General features: G+C 59.2%; 21 protein-coding genes and 1 riboswitch. Of the genes, 11 read left to right on the top strand and 10 right to left on the bottom strand.

Going from position 1 to position 25,235, the window contains the following annotated elements:
* Nucleotides 1–35 precede the first annotated feature (35 nt).
* Genes BLU11_RS11955 through BLU11_RS19690 form a run of 6 tightly spaced genes read left to right on the top strand, consistent with a single transcriptional unit; the run spans nucleotide 36 to nucleotide 5,961 of the window.
* Entirely contained in the window at nucleotides 36–494 is a 459-nt protein-coding gene (locus BLU11_RS11955) for a GspH/FimT family pseudopilin (RefSeq protein WP_090276429.1), read from the top strand.
* Nucleotides 494–1,009 (top strand): type IV pilus modification protein PilV, encoded by a 516-nt coding sequence (gene pilV / locus BLU11_RS11960; RefSeq protein WP_090273624.1) that lies wholly within the window; start codon nucleotides 494–496, stop codon nucleotides 1,007–1,009. Before BLU11_RS11955 ends, pilV begins: the two co-directional genes overlap by 1 nt.
* The gene (locus tag BLU11_RS11965) at nucleotides 1,006–1,749 is read left to right on the top strand and encodes a PilW family protein (protein WP_090276431.1); all 744 of its coding nucleotides are present in this window, start codon (nucleotides 1,006–1,008) and stop codon (nucleotides 1,747–1,749) included. The genes pilV and BLU11_RS11965 overlap by 4 nt, the downstream gene beginning before the upstream one ends.
* A gap of 1 nt (nucleotide 1,750) precedes the next feature.
* The gene (locus BLU11_RS11970) at nucleotides 1,751–2,275 is read left to right on the top strand and encodes a PilX N-terminal domain-containing pilus assembly protein (protein WP_090273626.1); all 525 of its coding nucleotides are present in this window, start codon (nucleotides 1,751–1,753) and stop codon (nucleotides 2,273–2,275) included.
* A gap of 12 nt (nucleotides 2,276–2,287) precedes the next feature.
* Nucleotides 2,288–5,569 (top strand): PilC/PilY family type IV pilus protein, encoded by a 3,282-nt coding sequence (locus BLU11_RS11975; RefSeq protein ID WP_090273628.1) that lies wholly within the window; start codon nucleotides 2,288–2,290, stop codon nucleotides 5,567–5,569.
* Complete coding sequence (locus BLU11_RS19690) at nucleotides 5,566–5,961, top strand: type IV pilin protein (protein WP_090276434.1); 396 nt, start codon at nucleotides 5,566–5,568, stop codon at nucleotides 5,959–5,961. Before BLU11_RS11975 ends, BLU11_RS19690 begins: the two co-directional genes overlap by 4 nt.
* A gap of 132 nt (nucleotides 5,962–6,093) precedes the next feature.
* Here the strand turns inward: BLU11_RS19690 and BLU11_RS11985 are convergent, their stop codons facing one another.
* Complete coding sequence (locus tag BLU11_RS11985; RefSeq protein ID WP_090273630.1) at nucleotides 6,094–6,822, bottom strand: DUF2889 domain-containing protein; 729 nt, start codon at nucleotides 6,820–6,822, stop codon at nucleotides 6,094–6,096.
* A 202-nt stretch (nucleotides 6,823–7,024) separates the two neighbouring features.
* Between BLU11_RS11985 and BLU11_RS11990 the strand changes: the two genes are divergently transcribed.
* Nucleotides 7,025–8,119 (top strand): glutathione S-transferase family protein, encoded by a 1,095-nt coding sequence (locus BLU11_RS11990; RefSeq protein WP_090273632.1) that lies wholly within the window; start codon nucleotides 7,025–7,027, stop codon nucleotides 8,117–8,119.
* 80 nt (nucleotides 8,120–8,199) lie between these two features.
* Here the strand turns inward: BLU11_RS11990 and serB are convergent, their stop codons facing one another.
* On the bottom strand, nucleotides 8,200–9,411 hold the full coding sequence (serB, locus tag BLU11_RS11995) for a phosphoserine phosphatase SerB (protein ID WP_090273634.1): 1,212 nt from the start codon (nucleotides 9,409–9,411) through the stop codon (nucleotides 8,200–8,202).
* Nucleotides 9,412–9,570: 159 nt separating this feature from the next.
* Between serB and BLU11_RS12000 the strand changes: the two genes are divergently transcribed.
* Entirely contained in the window at nucleotides 9,571–11,118 is a 1,548-nt protein-coding gene (locus BLU11_RS12000) for a hypothetical protein (protein WP_090273636.1), read from the top strand.
* 80 nt (nucleotides 11,119–11,198) lie between these two features.
* Here BLU11_RS12000 and parC read toward each other — a convergent pair whose 3' ends face one another.
* From parC to thiC, 7 genes are all read right to left on the bottom strand, one after another.
* On the bottom strand, nucleotides 11,199–13,457 hold the full coding sequence (parC, locus tag BLU11_RS12005) for a DNA topoisomerase IV subunit A (protein WP_090273638.1): 2,259 nt from the start codon (nucleotides 13,455–13,457) through the stop codon (nucleotides 11,199–11,201).
* Complete coding sequence (locus BLU11_RS12010; RefSeq protein WP_090273640.1) at nucleotides 13,450–13,992, bottom strand: retropepsin-like aspartic protease family protein; 543 nt, start codon at nucleotides 13,990–13,992, stop codon at nucleotides 13,450–13,452. Before BLU11_RS12010 ends, parC begins: the two co-directional genes overlap by 8 nt.
* Nucleotides 13,993–13,999: 7 nt before the next feature.
* Entirely contained in the window at nucleotides 14,000–15,895 is a 1,896-nt protein-coding gene (gene parE / locus BLU11_RS12015; RefSeq protein ID WP_090273642.1) for a DNA topoisomerase IV subunit B, read from the bottom strand.
* A 104-nt stretch (nucleotides 15,896–15,999) separates the two neighbouring features.
* Nucleotides 16,000–16,815 carry a 3',5'-cyclic-AMP phosphodiesterase gene (gene cpdA / locus BLU11_RS12020; protein ID WP_090273644.1) on the bottom strand — a complete coding sequence of 272 codons (816 nt, stop codon included), beginning with the start codon at nucleotides 16,813–16,815 and terminating at the stop codon, nucleotides 16,000–16,002.
* A 111-nt stretch (nucleotides 16,816–16,926) separates the two neighbouring features.
* A complete protein-coding gene (locus BLU11_RS12025) occupies nucleotides 16,927–17,382 on the bottom strand; it encodes a DUF1249 domain-containing protein (protein WP_407920210.1) in 456 nt (151 codons plus the stop codon).
* Entirely contained in the window at nucleotides 17,379–17,996 is a 618-nt protein-coding gene (locus BLU11_RS12030; protein ID WP_231702196.1) for an NUDIX domain-containing protein, read from the bottom strand. Before BLU11_RS12030 ends, BLU11_RS12025 begins: the two co-directional genes overlap by 4 nt.
* Before the next feature lie 179 nt (nucleotides 17,997–18,175).
* Nucleotides 18,176–20,059, bottom strand: coding sequence for a phosphomethylpyrimidine synthase ThiC (gene thiC / locus BLU11_RS12035; protein ID WP_090273648.1), 1,884 nt, complete (start codon nucleotides 20,057–20,059; stop codon nucleotides 18,176–18,178).
* 71 nt (nucleotides 20,060–20,130) lie between these two features.
* A riboswitch (TPP riboswitch) is annotated at nucleotides 20,131–20,229 on the bottom strand.
* Nucleotides 20,230–20,362: 133 nt separating this feature from the next.
* Here thiC and BLU11_RS12040 point away from each other — a divergent pair.
* Nucleotides 20,363–21,820, top strand: a complete 1,458-nt coding sequence (locus BLU11_RS12040; protein ID WP_090273651.1) for a TolC family outer membrane protein — start codon at nucleotides 20,363–20,365, stop codon at nucleotides 21,818–21,820.
* Between the two features lie 38 nt (nucleotides 21,821–21,858).
* Here BLU11_RS12040 and waaA read toward each other — a convergent pair whose 3' ends face one another.
* The gene (gene waaA, locus BLU11_RS12045) at nucleotides 21,859–23,115 is read right to left on the bottom strand and encodes a lipid IV(A) 3-deoxy-D-manno-octulosonic acid transferase (protein WP_090273653.1); all 1,257 of its coding nucleotides are present in this window, start codon (nucleotides 23,113–23,115) and stop codon (nucleotides 21,859–21,861) included.
* Between the two features lie 127 nt (nucleotides 23,116–23,242).
* Between waaA and BLU11_RS12050 the strand changes: the two genes are divergently transcribed.
* Both BLU11_RS12050 and BLU11_RS12055 read left to right on the top strand, forming a co-directional pair.
* The gene (locus tag BLU11_RS12050) at nucleotides 23,243–24,409 is read left to right on the top strand and encodes an NAD(P)/FAD-dependent oxidoreductase (RefSeq protein ID WP_090273656.1); all 1,167 of its coding nucleotides are present in this window, start codon (nucleotides 23,243–23,245) and stop codon (nucleotides 24,407–24,409) included.
* Entirely contained in the window at nucleotides 24,409–25,221 is an 813-nt protein-coding gene (locus tag BLU11_RS12055) for an aldo/keto reductase (protein WP_090273658.1), read from the top strand. The genes BLU11_RS12050 and BLU11_RS12055 overlap by 1 nt, the downstream gene beginning before the upstream one ends.
* Nucleotides 25,222–25,235: the final 14 nt, after the last annotated feature.

The raw sequence follows: 25,235 nt of genomic DNA on the forward strand, positions 1-25,235 counted from the left end.
AGCATATAGTGCACACACTAAAAGGAGGGTACTGGATGACTCGTGTTAAGGGATTTACGTTGGTGGAGCTGATGGTTACCATTGCTGTGGCCGCCATCTTGCTTGCTATAGCGATGCCATCTCTAGATAACATTTCAGCCAGCAACGCTCTCAAGTCGACCACACGCGACCTGGTTTCCACCATCAGTACCGCCCGCTCCCAATCGATCAGCACCCGAACCGATATAGAGGTCAGACCCACTGGCGGCGGCTGGGCCGATGGCTGGTCAATCGTCTATGGCGATGGCGCCGCCGAGGAAGACCAGAACTACGCGCCTCGTGATGGCGTAACCGTAACCCGATCCGGATCCAACGGAGCCCTCGAGTTCCTCGCCCGCGGCGGCATGTCGGGTGGAGCGGCCACGTTCACCGTCTGCCATGCCGACCTCTCCCAAGGGCGTAGCGTATCGGTTTCCTTCCTGGGCAAGGTGACTACTGCTGTGGGGACTTGCTGATGCTGCTAAAAAACTCACGGGCACGTCAGAGCGGCATCAGCCTGCTTGAAGTTCTCATATCCCTACTCATTCTCTCGCTCGGCGCCTTGGGTTTCGCTGGTCTACAACTCAAGGGTTTGAAGACCACCGAAGATGCAAACTATCGCGCCCACGCCACCCTTATAGCTCAGGACGCCATTGAACGCATCCTGTCGAACCCCGAACAGATAACCGCCTATATCACCAGCAACAGCTATACCGCAACCGCGCCCGGCACTGCACCGCCCGGCAACTGTGTAGGCAGCACCTGCTCTGCAAGCGCAATGGCCACCTGGGACATAGCCCATCTCAACTGGACGGTAGCCAATGCCCTGCCGGCAGGACGCATCATGGCCGGTACCTGCCCCTTCAATGGCGGCAACGCTCAGTGTGTAACGGTCAGCTGGAACGGCATGCTCCCCGGCAACTGCACGACAGCGGGCGGTATCAACAGCACTCCTGACAGTACTTGCCTCGTTATGGAGATCATCCGATGAAAAGTACCCAGAAAGGTCTGACTCTGATTGAGCTGATGGTTGCCCTGTTACTCGGGCTCATCTTCTCTGCCGCAGCCTTCCAGCTCCTGTTTGCCAACCAGCGTACATTCGGTTTGCAACAAACCCTCGCCTCGCTGCAGGAAGACGGCCAAATGGCCCTGCGTTACATAGCTGCGGATATTCGCAACGCCGGTCGCGGCACAATACTGCAGGGCACCATCCCCCCTGTGATACTGGATCCGGCCTCTCCCAACGGCCACTCACAGAACGGCACCAATGACGAACTGGTGGTGCAATACTTTGGTACCGCTGATTGCCAAGGCACAACAAGCGCAACAGAAGTCGAAATCATCAATCGCTACTTTGTTCAAGGCGGGGCGCTACTCTGTTCGGGTAATCGGTCAGGCGGCACAGTGGAATTGCTGAACGGCGTGGAAAGTTTTCAGGTTCTATACGGCCTGGATACCGACAAGAACGAAACGCTGAGCGTAACTACCTACGCCAACGCCAGTGCCACCATGCTTGATCCCAGTGAAGCAGGCGCCGACGACGCCCCCGTTCTGGTTTCCATCCGCCTTGCTGTTCTGCTCCAAAGCGAGGAATTGACTCAACAAGCACCAAGCAGCGCCACCACGCACCATGTACTGAATCAACGGATCACCTCACCTTCTGATCGCCGCATCCGCCGGGTTTTCTCTACCACGGTACACATGCGCAACTTCAACTCGGAGGAGGTGTGATATGACCCCGACTCGCAATCATCCAGAGCGTGGTGCCGTGCTGCTCGTTTCGTTACTGATTTTGCTGATGGTATCGGTGCTGGGCATTTCAGCCATGCGCTCCAGCATCTTCGCCAACAAGGTCGCCACCGGGATTCAGGCCGACGCCATGACCTTCGAAGCGGCGGAAACAGCCATTGCAGTAGCCTATGGCAGCATGCTGCAAAACAATTCTCTGCAAACCGTTTTCGCCCCCGGCCACACCACGACTACCTGTATAGCCAGCGGCGGTAGCTCTGACGGTAGCTGCGGCTCCAACACTACCTTCGATAACCGGGGCTTACTCACCGCAGAAGCGTTCAGCTATTTCGCGGGCTACAAGGCCCTTCCCGGCGGCCAGATCAGCACCACCGCCGGCGGCAATTTGTTTGTCGATTACAAGATCAACATCCTTGGGCAAAGCACCATGCCCAGCTACAACATCGAAAACCACCATCAACAGGAAGCTCTGAAACGGGGAATCAAACCCGGTTCAGAGATCGAGTAAGGATTTCCAGACATGAAACTACTGACTCATGTACTGCCCACTGCCCTCTTTACCTCGATGCTCTGTTTGTCATCCCTAGCCTATGCAGACGATACGGAAATCTATTTCGCTCAGGCGAATGCGGATAATGAAGAAAACCGATCTGTAGCCAACGTGCTGATCATGATCGACACATCCGGCTCCATGCGCTTCTGCCAGAATGAACTATCTACATCAGGCCATAACGCAACCTGGTGTTCAAACGCCCAAAATCGGCGTATCAATATTCTGCAGAACGCCCTTGATCAGCTGCTAGACTCCGTATCACCCTCAATCCGCCTAGGTATCGGTCGATATAACTACCGCACGAGTAGTAGTTCAGGTCAGCGAGGGGGCCGCATTCTGGTACCAGTCACCGAGCTTAACAATGACACCCGAACACTGATTCGTTCACAACTAGAAACATTGAACGGCGCAGGCAACAACTCCAGTGGCGGAGCCAACGCTCAGCCAGTCGGCGACACGCCCACCGCACGTGCCTTCTCGGAAGCGGCGCGCTATATGATGGGCATGGCTCCCGTATTTGGCTCCACAGCCAATGGCCAGCAACCCTCGGTATGCGCCGCTGAAGAGGAGGTTGAGACAAACTGCCGAGATGTAGTCGTTTATGGCGATCCCAGTACCGTAGACTTCTGCGATATCACGTCCAACGAATATCAATGCATCAGAGGCACCTATCAGAACCTGCCTGACTGGCAGTTCTGCGATCTCAATTCAGATGACTGCAGGTTACGTAACTCATGGACAAGCTGGACCTGGAATGAATCTTGCGACCATACATTAAGCTGGTGTGACCGTCGGGAGCGAGGACTATTCATCCGGTACTATGAATATCAGCACCAACGCTTTGAACAGCGGCGCTACACTCAACGCATCCCTACCGGTGCCATTGAGCGCGTCTGCAGCAGAGATGTGCAATGCACAGCTCCGCTGACCATCATTGAGAACAACCACTACGTTTCGCCGATGAACCTCAATAACCAATGCGAAACCAATCATATCATCCTGTTTACCGATGGGGCCCCGAGCCCTAATGACCAGCCAGGGCTGGACGACGTTGTCTCAAGCAACTGTGTCGCCAATAACACTGGCTCATACACCTGTCAAACACGCATCGCCAGTTATCTGAACAGCACTTCAAACGCCAAAGGTCGCGAGGTATTTACCCACAACATCGGCCTGTATATGGGCAACAACGAAGCCAACATGAAAGCGGTCTCAGATGCTGGCGCCGGCTCAACCGCCAACGCCGATAACGCCGAACAACTCATCGCCGCCTTTCTTGCCAACCTCGACCTGATCGACGAGCAAGCCCGCTCCATTTCCGCCCCCGGCGTAGCAGTTAACACCCAGAGCCGCTTCCAACACTTGGATGAGCTGTTCTATTCAGCATTCCAACCAGCAGAGAGCAGCTACTGGGAAGGCAACCTGAAAAAGTATAAATGGTCCGCTGAAGAAGATGCTGACGGCAATGTGGAAGGTGAAATCCAGGGTGTTGGCGGCAGCAACGCCATCGACCCAGACACTGGCTACTTCAGGGATGGCGCGCGCAGCTTCTGGAGTAACGAGGTAGACGGTAATGACGTCACCAAGGGCGGGGCCCGCGTGAATATTCCCGCTGAACGTCGACTGTTTTATACATCTGAAGTTGAAGGCAATATCTCGCAACTAACCTGGACCAACACGTCCACTCCCGCTAACACTCTGCTTGGCCTTGAGCCCGACGATGAAACTGCACGTACAGCTGTATTCCAACGCTTGAAAACCATGTGGGCCGACCCATTGCATAGCGTACCGGTGATCGTCAATTACAACGATGACGATCCCTACGCCAACGTTGCATTTATCTCCACCAACGGTGGCATGTTGCATGCCATCGATACCAAAACAGGTACTGAAAAGTTTGCCTTCATGCCCTACGAGTTTCTCAGCCAGGCAGAACGCTACACAACAGATCGACCAGGTCTTCTCGGCAACAAGCGCCAGACCTACGGGCTGGATGGTAGTTGGGTTGCCTGGCAGCGCTCCGCCGAACAAGATGGCAAAGTCTACCTCTACGGCGGCATGCGTCGCGGTGGCCAGCATTATTACGCGCTGGACGTGACCGACCCAGAACAGCCCAAGATGCTCTGGCAGATCAGTCCCGAATCCAGCGGCTTCGCTAAACTGGGCCAGACTTGGTCTACCCCGACCCTTACTCAGGTATGGACTGGTGGTGAAGCAGTACCGGCCCTTGTATTCGGTGGCGGTTACAGCCCTCTGGATCATGATGATTACGCCAGCCGCTCTACAGAGGACCAAATGGGCAATGGCATCTACATAGTCAACGCCGTCTCTGGTGATCTGCTCTGGTCCGCAGGCGGCGATGACAATTTCACATCAACAGTAGCTGATATGAAGTGGGCTATCCCCAGCTCAATCGCCGTCGTCGACAAGAACTTTGATGGTGTAGCTGATCATCTCTACTTCGGCGACCTTGGCGGCCAGGTATTCCGCGCAGACCTGCCGGGCAGTGATGACGGTAGCGTCCAGATTGTCCGCATAGCTGATCTTGGTGGCGCCAGCGGTGCCAGCCAGCGGCGCTTCTACGAAGCACCCGCAGTTGCCTATGATCGTGTCGGCGGTGAAGAAGCGCTGTATGTCGCCATCAGTTCTGGGTATCGCGCTCATCCGCTGAATGAAACCGCCAAAGACGGCATATTCATCATACGTGACCAAGCCGCCATGCAGGGCGGCGGAAATACGCTGGCCACCGTGAACAATATGACCAACGTAGTCTCCAGCAGCGCGGCCAATAACGTCGGCTGGTACTACCTGTTCAGCGAAGACAGCCCAGACCGCTCCGGCGAGAAAGCGATGTCCTCACCGGTCATATTTGACGGCAAGATTCTGCAAAGCACCTATGCGCCCACCCGGCAGGATGACGACGACAACCCCTGCGCGGTGCGGTATGGTGCTGCCTTCCTGCATACCATTGACCTCAGAACCGGCGCCCCAGCGGCACTGACGGGCGAAGCTCCTGCTAACCGCAGCCGCGGCCTGGATCAATCAACACCACCACCCACCCCCAGTCTGCTGGTGGACGAGGAAGGCAATCTGATTACAGTGATAGGCACAGAGCCGACCGACCCTGGCAACTTTGGCAATCCCGACCTGCGCCGCCACCGCTGGATGCAATTGCCGCGAAATGAAGCCAATACCATCAAGGCTGGCGCCTCGGGCGGCAATACCGAAGAAGGAGGCGCCGGATTATGACCAAGGGCATTTCGCGCAAACTGAGCAAAGGCTTTACGCTGATTGAAATTATGATCGTCGTGACCATCATCGGCATCCTGGCCTCTATCGCCTACCCCTCCTATCTGGATTACGTGCGGAGGGGCCACCAGACCGAAGCGCAGGGGCAGATGATGGAGTTGGCCTCTGCGCTGGAGGAGCATAGAGCGAAAAACTTCACTTACAGCGGTGCCACTTTATCCGCTCTCTCACCGTCACTAGCTGCGAACGCACATTATAACGCGGCATTGGCGCTGGGAGCTAACAACCAGTCCTATACCATTACCTCCAACACTTCCAGCTCCCTTATGTCAGGTATGCCGGCCCTGACTCTGGATAACAGAGGAACCGCCTCCTGGGATAGTCATCCCTAAGCTACAAATTCCAAACCCGCCGAAGCGGCTTTGGATGCTAGCGCGCAGCGTTATTGCGTCAGCTGACTCTTTAGACAACCAGCTGTTTGCTCAGCCAGGGGGGATTCCTGTATCAAGTGGTGCCAGCGACCATCACTCCACCAACAGATCATCCGCGCCATGCACATCGGTCCGGGTGTTACCCACAATCCGCACCGCACTCACAGCCCGCTCCGGCTGAAACACAAAACAAGCCCCGGCACGTGCCCGCATGGCTACGCCGGCGTTGGGGATCAGATCCAGATCAAACCCCTTGCTGGCGGCTACCATGACCGCTCGCCGCTGCACGAACAGGGCTTCCAGCATCTGATCATCCAGATGTTCATCCGCCCAGGGCATGATGCTGCGCAGGTCTTGCTGATTGCACTGATCCTCGCTATGGACCACAGTGCCGCGCAGGCGCCAGTCCAGCAGTTTGTCATCGTCCAGCAAGAGTTCGGCGTGGCGGTATTCGTGCATGGCGCCGACCACCTTGACCAGGTACTCCCGCCGCCCGGGACGCAGTGCCTGCGATAAGGCCAACATCAGCAGGTCGTATTGGTGGGTGCATTGTTGTTTGCTGTCGATCTCTGGCAGAGTGACGGCAATGCGCTGACGCAGGGGTTGACTGACGAACATCTGCAGCTGCCGCTCGGCCTCGGGGCATAGGGTCCATGGCGTGCGCCGGGCGGTGCTGACAACCGAAGTGATCCGCTCGCCATCGTGACCCAGCTGCAGGATGAAATAGTGATGCTCATCCTCCATGGCCACCCGGCATTCGGTCGGGGTTACATCAAAGATGATGCGGCGGAAGAAAACGTGGGGTGAATCCGGTTCTTGCATGGCACGCCTCGATGGCTGTTCTTATTGGTCGGCATTGTTGCGCAAAATGTCTCAGTCATAGACAGCCTACCCGTTTCCCGAACTGCTCAAAAGGTCGATTCGCCAGATAAATACCTCATGAAAATAATACAACCACCTATTCGGGTCTGGCTCTGAAGCTGTGAGTTCAAGACAATGGGTGAAAAGATAATAGGGACTACACATGTATCAATTGATCGGCGCGCCCGTTTCACTCTACACCGGCAAGGTACGTTGCTACCTGCACTTTAAGGGCATCACCTTCAAAGAAATCCTGTCCACTCCGCAGGTCTTCAAGGAGCTGATCATTCCGCGAACCGGGGTTCGTTATATTCCGGTATTGGTCACGCCCGATGACCAGGTGATTCAGGATACTACCGATATCATCGACCATCTGGAGCAACGCTTTGCGGACCGATCGGTGTATCCAGTCGGTCCTTGCCAGCGGTTAGTTGCACTGCTGATGGAAATCTACGGGGACGAATGGCTTGTCAACCCCGCCATGCTCTATCGCTGGGCGAATGATGAGAACCGTGAGTTTGCCATCCAGGAGTTTGGCCGAACTCGCTTGCCCGGTGCCAGTGATGAGGAGCAGTATGCTGCCGGGCTGGAAGCGTCCGGTCCCTTTGCCGGCGCCCTGCCCCGCCTGGGCGTAACCGACCATTCGCGCCCTGCCATTGAGCACAGTTATATGGCTTTGCTGACGGAGCTGAACACCCACTTCAGTGCTTATGATTACCTGCTCGGCGACAAACCCTGCATCGGCGATTACGGCCTGATCGGCCCGCTGTATGCGCATCTCTACCGCGACCCTGCCTCTGGCCGCCTGATGCGCGATCAGGCTCCCCAGGTAGCCAGCTGGGTGGAACGCATGATCAGTCCGGACGCCAACCACAATGAGGGCGACTACCTGGCAGATGATCAGATACCCGACACCCTGTTACCCATCATTGCCCGCATGTTTGATGAGCAGGTCCCGGTGCTGCTGGAGACCGCACGATTACTGGAACAATGGACACAAGCCAGCCCTGACAGCACTGAGATTCCCCGCGCCATCGGCACACTGCGCTATCGGCTGGGCGATATGGAAGAGGAGCGGTTGGCGTTTCCCTACAACCTGTGGATGTGGCAGCGAGCGCATGATTTCTTCAATGGCCTGGGTACCGATGACAGGGAGGCTGTTGATACCCTGCTGACCGATGAGCAGATCCAAGCTCTGAGTGCGCCGCTGACTATTCGAGTACAGCGGAGAGGGAACAGGCTGGAGCGGCAGCAGTAGCATGCTGCCCGGTGCCAGACTGCTGGCACCGGGCATTCGGGGAATAAGCAGATACTCCGAAGATCAGTCCGCCTTACTGATCAGAACCCTTCCCGATCCCGGAATCCCAGCAGATAGAGAATACCGTCCAGCCCCAAGGTGGAAATTGCCTGTTTGGCAGACTGTTTCACCAGCGGCTTGGCGCGGAAGGCCACACCCAATCCGGCAATGGACAGCATCGGCAGGTCATTGGCACCATCGCCTACGGCGATGGTCTGCTCCAGGCTGATGCCTTCGCGCTGCGCCAACTCGCGCAGCAGGTCGGCCTTGCGCTGGCCGTCGACGATGGGCTCCAGCACCTCACCGGTCACCAGACCATTCTCGGTCGGCAACGCGTTGGCGTAGACGTAGTCGATACCCAGACGCTTCTGCAGGTCTTCCGCGAAATAGCTGAAGCCGCCGGATAGAATGGCCGTCTTGTAGCCCAACCGCCGCAGTTGTGCGATCAGGGTTTCCGCGCCCTCGGTCAGGCGCAGCGCTTGGCCGATCTCTTCCAGTACGCTCACCGGCAAACCTTTGAGCAACGCCATACGCTCACGGAAACTGGCCTTGAAATCCAGTTCACCGCGCATCGCCCGCTCGGTAATCTCTGCCACCTGGTCACCCACGCCAGCGGCCTTGGCCAATTCATCGATCACTTCAGCGTCAATCAAGGTGGAGTCCATATCGAACACCACCAGACGACGATTACGGCGGAAGACGCTGTCCTGCTGGAAGGCGATATCGACGTTGAGTTCCTGGGAGATCGCCAGAAATTCTGTACGCAGCGCAGCGGGATCAGCTGGTTCACCCCGCACCGAGAACTCGATACAGCCCTTACCCTGATCCCCGGGCATACCTTCGGGGATCCGTTCGGACAGCCGGTCAATGTGATCGATATTCAGCCCGTAGCGGGCGGTGATCTCACTGACCCGGGCGATGTGTTCGGCGGTAACCCGGCGCGCCAGCAGGGTGACGATATGCCGAGGCTTGCCCTGCCCCGTCACCCAGCGGCTGTACTCTTCGGCGCTGACCGGTGTGAAGCGCACTTGCTGGTCCAGCTCATAGCCGCGGAACAAAACGTCTTTCAGTACGTCTGAAAGACCATCCTCACCCGCTATTTCAACCAGGATGCCAAACGACAGTGTGTCATGGATAACAGCCTGCCCGATGTCAAGAATATTGACGTTCGCCCGCGCCAGAATGCCGGTAATGGCCGCCGTCAGGCCGGGGCGATCGGGACCGGTAATGTTGATCAGGACAATTTCCTTCAAGACGCCGCTCCAGTCAGAAAACAAAGTCAGCTATTCTACCCGCAAATGTCCGGCTCATCACAGCTGCCGCCTTCTTCCGGCTGCGGCTACTGGCTATACTAGGGGCTGTCGACCTTTCAGGCTGCCGCTTCTGCCCTCTATTCATCAATCGAGACCATTTTGAATCACACACCGAATTCATCCGATAATCTGTTTCTGCGTGGTCATGCATCATTGCGCAGCAAGCACCTGAAGCTGCCCGGGGCACTGATGCTGTTGGCGCTCACCCCGCTATTGCTGATGTTTTTACTGGTGCTCTGGTTCGGCCAGTTCCAGTTGCAGCGCGATATTGCCACGCAGGCAGATCAGACCGGCAGTGAACTGGCGCGGCAGATAGGGACGTTGATTGCAGATCCGCTGGCAGCAAACGACACGCTGAGTCTGAATATCATTCTGGCCCAGTGGGCACAAAGCCCGATGGTTGCTCATATCAGTCTGACGTCAGCCGAAAACCGCATCGTCGCCGAGGCAGGCCGCAAACCGTCAGCCGACAATCTGGCGCCAGGCCAGGGCCGCTTTGTTGCTGCCGTGCACTTTCAGGATGAGCTCATCGGTCAATTGCATCTCAGTCTCTCCCGCGCGCCCTTCACCGCGCCCTCGGGCAGTCTGGTGCAGAGTCTGCTGTGGAGCCTGGCGCTATTGGCCATCGTCGCCGGCCTGATTGCCTGGCGGCTGGGGGCAGGCATGCGCCGTGTTCTTGCGGGACTTGGTAACTGGTATGGCGACACCGGCATTGCCCCGCCAGGCATACGCCGATCCGACGAGCTGGGTGACCTGGCCAGACGGCTGGCCGAGCGGCGCATCACCGACCTGCCGCCCTTGCCGGAGCCTGAACCAGAGCCTGAGCCCGACCCCGAAGTGATTGACGAAATGCTCAATGACGTGCTGCTGGACGATCCATCTTCAACCGCGGAGCCGGACAGCCTTGCCGATGAAAACATCGAGCCGCTGATCGAGAGTCAGGCGGAAGGCGAAGCCGAAGAGCCCGAGATCGACAGCCCGGTAGCGGCTACCGACACGCCAGTGACAGGCCCTCTGGCCACAGCCGACATCGCCGCGATAGTTGACGAGCATCTGGCCGAGCTGCCGGAGCCCCCCACCCCGCTGGCGCCAGCCAGCACTGTTCTGGCAATCCGTCTGGGTAATCAACATACGCTGCATCGACTGCCGAGACCGCGCCTGCTCGGCCTGCTGGAGCGATATCGCGAGCAGCTGGACCAGGTCAGCCGCGCCTGTGGCGGCCAGCTGCATACCTTGCTGGACGGCACCAGTCTGATCTTCTTTCATCCGCAGCAAGCTGATCAGCTTGGCGACGCGCTTTTCTGTGGTGAGCTGATGCGCGTGCTGGGTCATGAACTGCAGATCCAGATTGCCGACACCGGCGTTGCCCTGCATGTGCAGATCGCCCTGTGCCATACACCCTGCCAGGACATCGCACCGGATGAAATGCAGGAGCGATCCCCGGACTGCGCGCAGATGCTGGAGCGCATGCAGCACAGCCGCAATCTCTTGCTGCTGGATGCCGAGCTGGCGACCAGCGGCTTGCTCAACGACAAGGTGGTGGTACGGAGATTAGCAAGCCAGTCAGGGGTTTATTGCGTAGAGCGTCTGAAGGAGCCTTACCAGAGCCAGCTGGAGCGGCATCTGGAACTATTGAGTAATCAGTAGACCCTCACGCAGCTCCTCACGCAGAGCATAGAGGTCTGCGTGAGGAGCTGCGTCGGAGCGGTCTGAGGCTGGCAATGAAGTCAGGCCCCGCCTTCCACCGTCAGCGCATCCACCTTCTGAAAACCACGCGGCAGCTTGTTGCCCCGTCGGCCACGCTCACCGCGATAGTGTTCCAGGTCCGCCGGTTTCAGGGTCAGGGTGCGCTTGCCTGCAGTGAACACCACACTCGCACCTTCCGGCAGCACAGCGAGCGCCAGCAGGTACTCCTCGCGGGTTCTCACCCGTGCCGAAGGAACGGACAGAATCTTGTTGCCCTTGCCTTTGGACAGCTGCGGCAGGTCCTTCAACGGGAATACCAGCAGGCGACCTTCGTTGGAGATAGCGACAACCTGATCACTGTCTCGCTGATTGACCGGCACCGGCGCGATGACTTTGCCACCCTCGGGCAGACTGAGCAGCCCCTTGCCGTTCTTATTCTTGGCCTGCAGATCCGCGCCCTGCACCACGAAACCGTAGCCCGCGTCGGAGGCCAACAGATACAGCTGCTGATCTTCCGGCAGCAGCACCCCAACAAACTCGGCACCTGGCGGCGGACTGAAGCGCCCGGTCAACGGCTCGCCCTGTCCGCGCGCAGACGGCAGGGTGTGTGCCGTCAGGGAATAGCTACGCCCGGTTGAATCGAGGAATACCGCCTGCTGATTGGAGCGTCCGCTGGCCTGGGCAAGGAAGCTGTCTCCGGCCTTGTAGGACAAGCCCGCACCATCAACATCATGGCCCTTGGCACAACGCACCCAGCCCTTTTCCGACATGACCACTGTGACCGGCTCCGACGGCACCAGATCGGACTCCGACAAGGCTCGTGCTTCCTGGCGCTCGACCAGCGGTGAACGGCGGTCATCGCCGTAGGTTTCCGCATCAGTGATCAATTCGCTACGCACGGTTTTACGCAGCAGTTTCTCGCTGCCGAGGATTTTCTGCAGCTTATCCCGTTCGGCCGCCAGCGCATCCTGCTCGCCACGAATCTTCATCTCTTCCAGACGCGCCAGCTGCCGCAGGCGCGTATCGAGGATGTAGTCGGCCTGCAACTCGCTCAGTTCAAAGCGCGCCATCAGTTCGGCCTTGGGGTGCTCTGCACTGCGGATGATCTCGATCACTTCATCCAGATTGAGGAAGGCCACCAGCAAGCCGTCCAACAGATGCAGTCTGGCAAGTATCTTGTCCAGCCGGAACTGCAGACGGCGACGTACCGTCGTGACACGGAAACCCAGCCATTCGCTGATCAGACTGCGCAGGTCCTTGACCGCCGGTCGGCCATCGGTACCGATCACGTTCATGTTGACCCGGTAGCTGTTCTCCAGGTCGGTGGTGGCAAACAGGTGCTGCATCAGTTCATCGGCGTCCACCCGGTTGGAGCGGGGCACGATGACAATGCGCGTGGGGTTCTCGTGATCGGACTCGTCACGCAGATCGGCAACCAGCGGCAGCTTCTTGGCCTGCATCTGCGCGGCGATCTGTTCCAGTATCCGTGCGCCGGAGACCTGATGCGGCAAGGCGGTAATGACGATGTCGCCATCCTCTCGCATCCACACCGCCCGGCAGCGAATCGAACCGCGGCCGGTGGCATACAGGTTCAGCAGGTCGCGGCGCGGGGTGATGATCTCCGCCTCGGTGGGGAAGTCCGGGCCCTGGATATGTTCCATCAGCTCGTCCAGCCCGGCGGCCGGCTCATCCAGCAGGCGCACGCAGGCGCCGGCGACTTCGCGCAGGTTATGCGGCGGAATATCGGTGGCCATGCCCACAGCGATACCCGTGGTGCCGTTGAGCAGCAGGTTCGGCAGGCGCGCCGGCAACACCATGGGTTCCTCCATGGTGCCATCGAAGTTTGGCTGCCAATCCACTGTGCCCTGGCCCAACTCGCTCAACAGCGTCTCGCTGTATCGGGTCAGGCGCGCTTCGGTGTAACGCATGGCAGCAAAGGATTTCGGGTCATCCGGCGCGCCCCAGTTGCCCTGCCCGTCCACCAGCGGGTAACGGTAGGAAAACGGCTGTGCCATCAGCACCATGGCTTCGTAGCACGCAGAATCCCCGTGCGGATGATACTTACCCAGCACATCACCCACAGTTCGCGCGGACTTCTTGTGCTTGGACAGCGCCGACAATCCCAACTCGCTCATGGCATAGACAATGCGCCGCTGCACCGGTTTGAGCCCGTCACCGATATGCGGCAACGCGCGGTCCATGATCACGTACATGGAATAATTCAGATAGGCTTCTTCGGTAAACGACGACAGTGATCGGCGCTCAACCCCTTCCATGCTCAGATCCAGACTGTCACTCATACTTGCTCTCTACATTGGCGTGTTGGCGCAAAATAAGTTCACCGCCCTGCTGACTGAAATCCAGCTGTTTCAGGGCGCTCATACCTAAAAGAACATCTTCACCGAGGATACCCGGCACTATGCCCGCGCTGACATCATGCAGACGGATATCGCCCAGTTGCAGTGTGTCGATGCGGGTACTCCAGCTCTCAGTCGGGCCGTTGGCGGTATTGACCATGACGGGTCGGCCGCGCGACAGATTCAGACGCTCGGCCAGTGATGCGGGAACGGCAACGAAGGTAGCGCCAGTATCCAGCAGAAAGGTCACCGGCTGGCCGTTGATTTGCCCAGCTGACAGGTAATGCCCGTGGCGATTGCGCTCCAGGCGCACTTCCACCGCTGTGCCGACCTGTGATGACACCGGCGACTGGTTGGGGTTGCGCTTGCGCTCCTCCAACCCGGAAAACCACTGTGCCGCCAGCCCCAGCCCGACAACCCAGGCCAGCACCAACATCACTGTTCCCAATCGCCGATCCGGCGGTGGTGCCTGGGTCATACCGGCATCAGCCCAGCACCTCGGCGAGATTGCCTTTGCTTTCCAGCCATCGCTTGCGATCCGATGCGCGCTTCTTGGCCAGCAGCATATCCATCAAGGCTTCGGTGCTGTCCATGTCATCCATGGTCAACTGCACCAGTCGACGGGTGTCCGGCGCCATGGTGGTTTCGCGCAGCTGCAGGGGATTCATTTCACCCAGGCCCTTGAATCGAGTGACCTGAATCTTGCCGCGCTTGTTTTCGGCCTCTATGCGATCCAGAATGCCGGTCTTCTCCGCATCATCCAGCGCGTAGAACACTTCCTTGCCGATATCCACCCGGTATAACGGCGGCATGGCCACAAACACATGCCCGGCCTCAACCAACTGACGGAAGTGTCTGACGAACAGGGCGCATAGCAAAGTGGCAATGTGCAGCCCGTCGGAGTCGGCATCAGCGAGAATGCATATCTTGCTATAGCGCAGCTGGGACAAGTCCGGCGAGCCGGGGTCGACGCCGATGGCGATGGCGATATTGTGTACTTCCTGGGAGGCCAGCACCTGCCCGGAATCCACCTCCCAGGTATTCAGAATCTTGCCACGCAGCGGCATGATCGCCTGGAACTCCTTGTCCCGCGCCTGCTTGGCACTGCCGCCGGCGGAATCACCCTCCACCAGAAACAGCTCCGAACGGCGGCTGTCCTGACTGGCACAATCGGCCAGCTTGCCGGGCAGTGCTGGCCCCTGGGTAACCCGCTTGCGCTCTATCTTCTTGCTGGCCTTGAGACGGCGGCTGGCATGATCGATCGCCATTTCGGCAATCTGCTGGCCGATGTCGGCGTGCTGATTCAACCACAGGCTGAACGCATCCTTGATCACCCCGGACACGAAGGAGGCTGACTCGCGCGATGACAATCGCTCCTTGGTCTGCCCGGAAAATTGCGGCTCGGCCATCTTGACCGAGAGCACGTAGCTGACCCGCTCCCAGACATCCTCCGGCGCCAGCTTGACTCCGCGCGGCAGCAGGCTGCGGAACTCGCAGAATTCACGAATGGCTTCCAGCAGCCCGGTGCGCAAACCATTGACGTGGGTGCCGCCCTGCGCCGTGGGGATCAGGTTGACGTAGCTTTCCTGCACCAGCTCGCCGCCCTCGGGTTGCCAGAACAGAGCCCAGTCGACCGCCTCCTTGCTGCCCGTCAGCGCACCGGTGAAGGGTGTTTCCGGCAGGGTAACCCATTGTGAACAGGCATCGAGCAGATAATCGCGCAGGCCATCTTCGTAATACCAGCTGGTCTTCTCGCCGGACTGGCGATCATCAAAATCGACGCGCAGACCCGGGCACAGCACCGCCTTGGCTTTGAGCAGGTGCAACAAGCGGTTGATATTGAATTTCGGGGTATCGAAATAGCTGCCGTTGGGCCAGAATTTGACGGTGGTACCGGTATTGCGCTTGCCGACCGTGCCGACAACTTCCAGCTCGTTGACCTTTTCGCCGTTCTCGAAGGCGATGAGATATTCCTGCCCATCACGCCGCACGCGCACTTCCAATCGCAGCGACAAAGCGTTGACCACGGAGATGCCGACACCATGCAGGCCGCCGGAAAACTGATAGTTCTTGCCGGAAAACTTGCCGCCGGCGTGTAGCCGCGTGAGGATCAGCTCCACCCCGGAAACCCCTTCCTCCGGATGAATGTCCACCGGCATGCCACGCCCGTCGTCGATGACCTCCAGCGCATTGTCCTGATGTAGAACGACGGTGATCGTCCGAGCATGTCCGGCCAGTGCTTCGTCGACGCTGTTGTCGATGACTTCCTGGGCCAGGTGGTTGGGACGGGTAGTGTCGGTGTACATGCCCGGGCGACGACGCACCGGGTCCAGACCGCTGAGTACTTCAATATCATCGGCGTTATAGGACGATTGGGACATATTGTCTCTGGGTTTCCTTGGTCATTCGAGGCGGGCATGGCGTCCCGCCGGGACAGATCAGCATAGTATCCTATTCATTACGACGGCAGGCTGCCAGTCGTAGGCTAGTACCCGGATCCACCTGCTTCCGGCACAAAACAGCCCGCCGGCAGGCGTGACACCGCCGTTTCGATTCGGCCATCGTTATACAGCCGCAACCAGCGATAGCCGGGTGGCTGTGTGTCTGTAGCGAAATCATCGCTGCCCACCGCGAATTGCACGCAGGTGGATGGCGCTGCCAGCAGGCGGATGTGTCCGCGCTGCTGGTCCAACTTCTGGTGGATATGCCCCCAGAGCACAACGCGCACCCGCGGGTCATCATCCAACCGTGCAAACAGCTGGTCCGCATTACCCAGCCCCAGCGGCTCCATCCACTCGCTGCCAATCGGCACTGGATGATGATGGAGGCAGACCATCACATGGCGATCTCCGGCGCTCGCCAGTGCCTCATCCAGCCGCAGAAGTTGCTGCTCATCGAGATAGCCGGCCACTGAGCCCGGCACACTTGAATCCAACAACAGGATGCGCCAGGCACCGACATCAACCCAGGCACGATTGAGATCATGCTCTCCGCCGAGTGCGGCCATGCATGCCGCGTCGTCATGGTTACCGGGTATCCAGTGACAGGGTTTGGGGATTCGCGCCACGGCGTCAATGAAGCGCTGGTAGGCCGGGACATCCCCGTCCTGAGTAATATCGCCGGTAGCCAGCACCAGATCAATGTCTGCTTGCTGCTCCAGCACCTGATCAATCACCGCATGCAGTGAGGCGAGTGTATCCAGCCCCAGCAAACGCTGGTCCGGACTGGAAAAGATATGGCTGTCAGTCAGCTGGACCACATGAATGGGTTCAGCGAAGAGAGTACTGTCGGTCGGCGGCATCTGGCCTTCTCTCAGAGGTTATTTGCCTGCCATGATCGCAATACAAATGCCGACAATCCAGTGATGAGCTGACTCAGGTGGCAGAAACTTGCGCTTGGCCACAGAATCGCGTCATCGATTGATCAGTACCGGCTGGGCGCTTTGCCCGTGACGCTGGCAATAGCCGAGCCACTCGCCGAGGAAACTGTTGAGCTGAAACTTCTCATCGGGCTGCAGCATCTGTTCATTCGGATAGGGGTAAACACCCTGGAAGCGCCGGCGGTTATAGGCGGCGACCACCTCGGCCATGCGCGCATCGTGGTACATGCGTACTTCCATGCTTGGCGGCGCAAACCAATCATGGCGTCTCTCATGCTGGAGCGTGAGCGTGGTGGTGTAACGGCAACGCTCGATGACCCGCATCACCAGACGCTGTTCCGTTTCATCTGTTGCGCTCAGCAGAATCTGCCGCTCATCCTGCACCGCCAGATCCGGCATCAGCTGATATAAACGGAAGAAGTTGGTTTCGCAGACGGCCTGCAACGAGGAAAGGTCAACCCGATAACGGCGCTTGCCCGCAACCATCATGGTTGTGGCCCCGCATTGTCGCGAAGCGCCTGTCCATGCAGTTCGAGCCACTGCAGCGCGATGATGGTAGCGGCGTTGTCCAGCCGCCCTTCGGCCATTGCCGTCAGTGCGTCTACCCGCGACCAGACACTGACGCGGATATCCTCACCCTCTACGGCCAGTCCATGCAGGCCACCCGCGCCCCGGCTGTCCACCGTGGCGCAATACAGATATACCTGTTCGTTGCTGCCACCCGGCGACGGGAAATAACGAGTGATCGGTGTCAGGCTCAACAGTGTCAGCCCGGCTTCTTCTTGCGCTTCACGATGGGCGACCTGCTCGGCCTCTTCACCATCATCAAACAGACCGGCGACCAGTTCCAGCATCCAGGGATTGGTGCTTTTTTCCAGCGCACCGACGCGCACCTGCTCGATCAGTACCACCGCATCCTGCCAGGGGTCATAGGGCAATACGCACACCGCATCCGGCCTGACAAACAACTCACGCCGCAACGCCGGCCCCCAGCCGCCAGCAAACAGTCGGTGTCGAAGGGTCAATACATCCAGTTGGTAGAAGCCTCGAAAGCCGGCTTCACGGTGGATGATTTCCACATCGTCGCGGCTGAAATCAGTCAATTGGATAAACTCTCGATTAAAAGGATCATGCCATTAACCTCGCATATCCTAACCGTGACGGGCAAGGGTTTCTCGTCGGTGGGCAGACGACACCCCGAAACACCTCAAACAGGAGGGGCGCTCGGATCGCCGCGACGGCGTCCGCAGGACGCCACCGGGCTTTGCTCAGAAGCTATCCATCAGACCTTCTGATACAACTGCGAGCCGGTCTGCCGAAACTCGGAAGACTTGGCCTTCATTCCTTCCTCCATGACCAGATCCACCGCCTCGATCCGCTGCGCGGCTGCGTACTCCCGCACTTCCTGGGTAATCTTCATCGAACAGAATTTCGGTCCGCACATGGAGCAGAAATGCGCCACTTTGGCCGACTCCTTGGGCAAAGTCTCGTCGTGGAAAGCCCGCGCGGTATCCGGGTCCAGGCCGAGGTTGAACTGGTCCTCCCAGCGGAACTCGAAGCGCGCCTTGGACAACGCATTGTCGCGGATCTGTGCTCCCGGATGCCCCTTGGCCAGATCCGCCGCGTGGGCCGCGATCTTGTAGGTAATGATCCCAGTCTTCACATCATCCCGGTTCGGCAGCCCCAGGTGTTCCTTGGGCGTGACATAGCAGAGCATGGCACAACCGAACCAGCCGATCATCGCCGCGCCAATCCCGGAAGTGATGTGGTCGTAGCCCGGCGCGATATCCGTGGTCAGCGGCCCGAGGGTATAAAATGGTGCTTCGTCACAGCATTCCAGCTGCTTGTCCATGTTCTCCTTGATCAGCTGCATGGGCACATGCCCCGGGCCTTCGATCATGCACTGTACGTCATGCTTCCAGGCGATCTTGGTCAGCTCGCCCAGGGTTTCCAGCTCGCCGAACTGGGCTGCATCGTTGGCATCGGCAATCGAGCCGGGGCGCAAGCCGTCGCCCAGCGAGAAGGACACATCGTAGGCCTTCATGATCTGGCAGATATCTTCGAAGTGGGTATAAAGGAAGTTTTCCTGGTGATGCGCCAGGCACCACTTGGCCATGATCGAGCCACCCCGGGAAACGATGCCGGTGACCCGGTTCGCCGTCATCGGCACGTAACGCAGCAAAACACCGGCGTGAATGGTGAAGTAGTCCACACCCTGTTCCGCCTGCTCGATCAGCGTGTCACGGAAGATTTCCCACGTCAGGTTCTCGGCAATGCCATCGACCTTTTCCAAGGCCTGGTAAATAGGCACAGTACCGATCGGCACCGGTGAGTTGCGGATGAGCCACTCGCGGGTTTCGTGAATATTCTTGCCGGTGGACAGATCCATCACCGTATCCGAGCCCCAGCGAATGCCCCAGGTCATCTTCTCGACTTCTTCCTCGATAGAGGAACCCAGCGCCGAGTTGCCTATATTGCCGTTGATCTTCACCAGGAAATTGCGGCCGATGATCATCGGCTCCAACTCGGTATGGTTGATATTGGCCGGGATGATTGCCCTACCACGGGCCACTTCATCACGCACAAATTCAGCGGTGATCTCGCTGGGGATACTGGCGCCAAAGCTGTGGCCCGGATGCTGATCAGCCAACAACCCGGCAGCGCGCGCCTCCTGCAGCTTCATGTTCTCGCGGATGGCAATGAACTCCATCTCCGGCGTGATGATGCCCTTGCGGGCATAGTGCATCTGGCTGACGTTACAGTCAGCTTTGGCCCGACGCGGCGTACGAAGATGGGCAAAGCGCAGATGATCCAGTGATGGATCGGCCAGACGGGCGCTGCCGAATTCCGAGGTCAGCCCCGGCAGAATCTCGGTGTCGTTGCGCTCTTCAATCCAGGCTGTACGCACATCCGGCAGGCCGGCGCGCAGATCGATCTTCACCGCCGGGTCGGTATAAGGGCCGGAGGTGTCGTACACCAATACCGGCGGGTTTTTCTCCACGCCTTTATCGGTCTGCGTATCGGCCAGACTGATCTCACGCATCGGCACGCGGATATCCGGGCGCGAACCCGTCACATAGATCTTGCGGGAATTGGGTAAAGGCTGGGTTGCAGCACCATCGGCACCAGAATTGGCGATGGCGGTATCAGGTAAACGGCTGGTCATTGTTGTGCTCCACTGTAGGAATTACAGGGAACCGAAGCGGCACGGAACACCACCCCAGAACGGGGTAATGCAGAACGGCGCATCTCGATTCCTACGCCGGTATTAACCGGATCAGGTTCAACGGGTGTCGTCTCAGCCGGCATAAAACCCCGGCACCCCGTCAAGATGAGCCTGCAGCTTAGATGTTCATGTGATGAACGGCAAGCGAGGGACCGATGAACCGCTTCGGTTGCGCTTGACCGGCGGCCTGCAGCTCTTTAGCCTTGGTGGATTGACTTCTACCTCCATGCGAAGGACCTCTGCATGCTGCGCCCCCTTTATGTCGCCATTGTGCTGGCAGGCCTGTCCGGCCCGGCCCTGGCCAAATCCGATCTGCTGACCATCTACCAGGAAGCCCTGCTCAACAGCGCCGATCTGGCTGCCGCTGAAGCTGACGCCCTCGCCCGCCAGGAAGCCCTGCCCCAGGCCCGCGCCCAGTTACTGCCCAATATCGGCCTGGGTGCCGGCCTCGCTCGGGAGTATGTCGATGTCGACGGCATGGGATCGGACGACTACTCGACGCATTACTATCAGGCCAGTCTGACGCAGCCGCTGTTTCGCGCCGACCGCTGGTTCAATTATCAGGCCGCCAAATCCCAGAGTGAACAGGCTCGCGTGGAGTTTTCCGCGACCCAGCAGCAACTGATCCTGGATGTGGCGTTGGCGTATTTCAACGTGCTGCGCGCCTCCGACAATCTGGCTACTGCCCGCGCCGAGGAAGCCGCATTCGAACGCCAGCTGGAACAGGCTCGCGAACGTTTTGAGGTCGGCCTTTCAGCCCGCACCGATGTGCTCGAAGCACTGGCCGGATTCGACACCGCCCGCGCCACGCGCATTACCGCCACCACCAATCTGGATGTGAGCTACCAGGCTCTGACCCGCCTGACCAACCGCGATCATACTGATCTGCTCGGCATGAGCCACAACCTGCCGGTTCTTGCGCCGACTCCTGCCGATATGCAGCAGTGGGTTGAGACAGCCGCAGCGCAGAACCTGTCATTGCAGGCATCGCGCCTGGCCATCGACACCGCTGGCGATACACTGCGCAGCAGCAAGGCTGGCTACGCCCCGACAGTGGACGCCTTTGTGCGTTACAACGACAGCTATGGCGGCGCCCGTCTCGGCGGCGCCGGAGCCGGCATCGGGGGCGCTGGCATTGGTGGCGATACTGAGCTGACCCAGTTCGGCGTGGAAATGACCCTGCCCTTGTTTACCGGCGGTGGCACCACGTCGCGGGTGCGCGAATCAACCTTCCGGCTGACCCAGGCCGAACAGTCCAGCGAAGCCGAGTTGCGACGCATCGTCGAGCGTACCCGCAACCTGTTCCGTACGGTTACATCAAGCGTAGAAGAAGTGGAAGCCCGGCGTCAGTCGATCATTTCATCCAAGGCCGCAGTGGATGCCACTCAGGCTGGCTATGAAGTCGGCACACGTAACGTGGTGGATGTACTGGATGCCCAGCGCAACCTGTATCGGGCGGTACGTGACTACAACGATGCCCGTTACAACTACATCATCGACAACCTGAATCTGAAGCAGGCTGCCGGCACGCTCAGTCCACAGGACCTGGAAGACCTTTCGACCTGGTTGAAAGCTGACTACGATCCGGACCGCGATTTCATCCCGCCGTTTACCCAGGAAGAAATGCAGCGCATGACCATCGGCAATCAGCCCCAGCCACCGGTGAATGAGCAGCAGAGACGGATGCGTACGTCGTTCTGATTGTGGGAAGGCAGGCTGGGACGCTCTGCGTCCCGCTGCTACAACCGCCGGGCGATACCCTGGAGGAGCCTTTCCAACGCCCCCTGATTGGCTTCAACCACCACCCGCCCCGCTTCTCCTGCAACCCGTGCCGAGGGCCGATCACTCAACCAGCCATTGACCTGCTCAGCCATGCCCTGCGCATCCGCCACTTCCACCAGCGCTCCGGCCCGCTCCAGCAACTCGCTGATCTCGGCAAAGTTGAAACGATGCGGCCCGGACAGTACAGGCAGACCAAGCGCCGCGGGTTCCAGATAATTGTGCCCACCACCTGGAATCAGTGAGCCACCGACAAAGGCCACATCGGCGCAAGCATAGAACTGCATCAGCTCACCCATGGTATCGCCCAACAACACCAGATCACTCGATGTCGGCATGTTGCCGGCACTACGCCGCACCATGCTCAGACCCGCCCCTTCTATCTGCCTGGCAACCGCATCGAAACGCTCAGGGTGGCGGGGCACCAGGATCAGCAACGCATCGGGATGTTGTTGCAGCACCTGCCGGTGCGCCGCCAGCACGACTTCGTCCTCGCCAGAGTGGGTACTGGCGGCAATCCAGACCGGACGCTCACCCCACTGAGCCCGCCACTGCGCAGCCGTGGCCAACAGCTCCGCCCCCGGCTTGAGGTCGAATTTGATGCTGCCGGTCACCGTCAACGCTGTCTGGCGCACGCCCAGCATGAGGAAACGCTCAGCCTCGGCTGCGGTCTGCGCCGCCACCCAATCCAGCGCTGCAAACATAGGCCGCACCAGCCCTGACACTCGCTGATAGCCGCGGGCCGAACGCTCGGACAAGCGGGCATTGGCCAACACGACAGGCACACCAGCCCGCCCGCACTCAGCCACCAGATTCGGCCACAATTCAGTTTCCATGATGATGGAAATGCGCGGTCGCAGCCGCCGAATGAGCCGCCGCTGCAGCCAAGGAAGGTCATAGGGCAGATAAGCATGCCCCACCTCGTCACCGAACAACTTGCGGATCTGTTCAGAGCCGGTCGGCGTCATGCAGGTAATAGTGACTGGCAGCTCCGGATGACGCTTGCGCAGCTCGCGCACCATGGGCGCTGCCGCGATCGACTCGCCCACGGACACGGCATGTACCCAGATGCCGCCGGCACGCAGGTCGCCGCTCAGGGCAAAGCGCTCGCGCCAGCGCCGCGCATAGGCTGGAGCGCGCCAGGCGCGGTACAGCAGGCGTGCCAGAATCAGCGGCAGACACAGGGTAAAGATCAGACTGTACAGAAAACGCGGCATTCCCTTCTCCAGAACCGGGTCGAGCGGCACAAACGCGGCATAGAGTAGCAGAAGTGACCTGCCCGGCTGCTAATGGCTATACTACGCGGGCAAAACCAGCCCCTTATTCTTGAAATCCGCGGAGCCCATGAGCACACCCCTGCACACCGATATCTGTATTCTGGGCGGCGGCATCGCCGGTCTCTGGCTGAACGCGCGCCTGCGGCAACAAGGGTTCAGCACCCTGCTGGTTGAGCCACATGCTCTCGGCGGCGGGCAGAGCAGCAAGTCCCAGGGCATCATCCATGGCGGTACGAAATATGCGCTGAACGGCAAGCTGACCACTGCGGCGGAAGCCATTGCCGGCATGCCCAATCGCTGGCGTGCCTGTCTGGATGGCACCGGCGAGCTTGATCTGCGGGGAGCTCGAGTGCTTTCCGCCCATCATTACCTATGGTCCCCAGGCAACCTGATCAGCAATCTGGCCGGATTCTTCGCCAGCAAAGCACTGCGCGGCCGGGTAGACAGTGTCAAAGGCAAGGAGCTTCCGTCGGTATTCAGCAACCCCGCCTTCAAGGGCAAGGTCTACCGCCTGGCCGAACTGGTGCTGGACGTGCCCGACGTCGTGCGCCATCTCGCAATACTCGGTGGGGACAGCCTGATCAGCGGCCCTGTGCAGATTGAAGGCAAGGATAGCGGCATCAGTTCGGTGCGGGTTGCCGACCAGCAGATCATCGCCCGTCGCTACGTGCTGACCGCCGGTGAAGGCAACGAAGCTCTTCTGCAAAGCGCCGGCATCACACAACCGGCCATGCAGCGCCGGCCCCTGCAGATGGTGCTGGTCAAGGGACCGAACCTGCCAGCACTCTATGCCCACTGCCTGGGCAACAGTCCCAAACCGCGGGTGACCGTGACCACGCACCCCTGCAGTGACGGTCAATGGTGTTGGTATCTCGGTGGCGAGCTGGCCGAACAGGGTACCAACATGCCTGCCGACGCACTGATCCGACAGGCACAAAAAGAGATGCGCGAACTACTGCCCTGGGTCGATTTGCAGAGTTGCCAATGGACCACCTTGCCAGTCACTCGTGCTGAACCAGCACAGAGCGGACTGGTTCGTCCGGATAATGCCTACCTGCAAGCGGTAGGCAATACGCTGATCTGCTGGCCGACCAAACTGGCGTTGGCCCCTGACCTGAGTGACCAGGCTATCGCCGAGCTGGAGCGTCAGGCAGTCAAGCCTGAGCTGCCACAACCAAGCAGCGACCTGCCGCCGCCACCGGTTGCCACCCCCGTCTGGGATAGGCTGTTCTGATGAAAACCCTACATCAATACCATCGTCCCCTCGGCAGCACTGGCCTGACGGTTTCTCCGCTCGGCCTTGGCACGGTCAAGGTCGGCCGCAATCAAGGGGTCAAATACCCCAGCGGCTTCGAGCTGCCGGATGATCAGCAAGTGCGCGAACTGCTGGCACTGTCCCGTGATCTGGGCATCAATCTGTTGGATACCGCCCCTGCCTATGGCATCAGCGAACAACGCCTGGGCCCGCTGCTGGCAGGTCAGCGGCAGGAATGGGTGCTGTGCAGCAAGGTCGGAGAGGAGTTTGAGAACGGCGAGTCCTGGTTTGATTTCAGTGCACTGCACACACGTCATTCGGTGCACCGCTCGCTGCAACGCCTGCATACGGACTACCTCGACTTGGTACTGGTGCATTCCAATGGCGATGACCTGCAGGTGCTCACCGAGGAAGTGTACCCAGCGTTGCAACAGTTGAAGCAGGAAGGCCTGATCCGCGCCTTCGGTTTTTCCGGCAAGACCGTCGCCGGCGGCCTGCAAGCGCTGGAAAAAGGTGATTGCGCCATGGTTACCTGGAACCTGCGCGAGCAGGCCGAACGTCCGGTACTGGACTTTGCGCTGTCACACAACAAGGGCATTCTGGTAAAAAAAGCACTCGCCAGCGGGCATATCTGTCTTGAAGGCGAAGACCCGGTCCGCGCTGGGTTCGAGCTGGTATTCAGCCATGCGGCGGTGGGCAGCGCCATCATCGGCACTATCAACCCGACGCATCTGACGCAGAATGTCATCACTGTAGCCAACATCCTGGAGCAATCCGCTCTGAACATTTGAGCGCGACCCAGGAG

It is taken from the genome of Halopseudomonas litoralis, from assembly GCF_900105005.1.
Lineage (GTDB): Bacteria > Pseudomonadota > Gammaproteobacteria > Pseudomonadales > Pseudomonadaceae > Halopseudomonas > Halopseudomonas litoralis.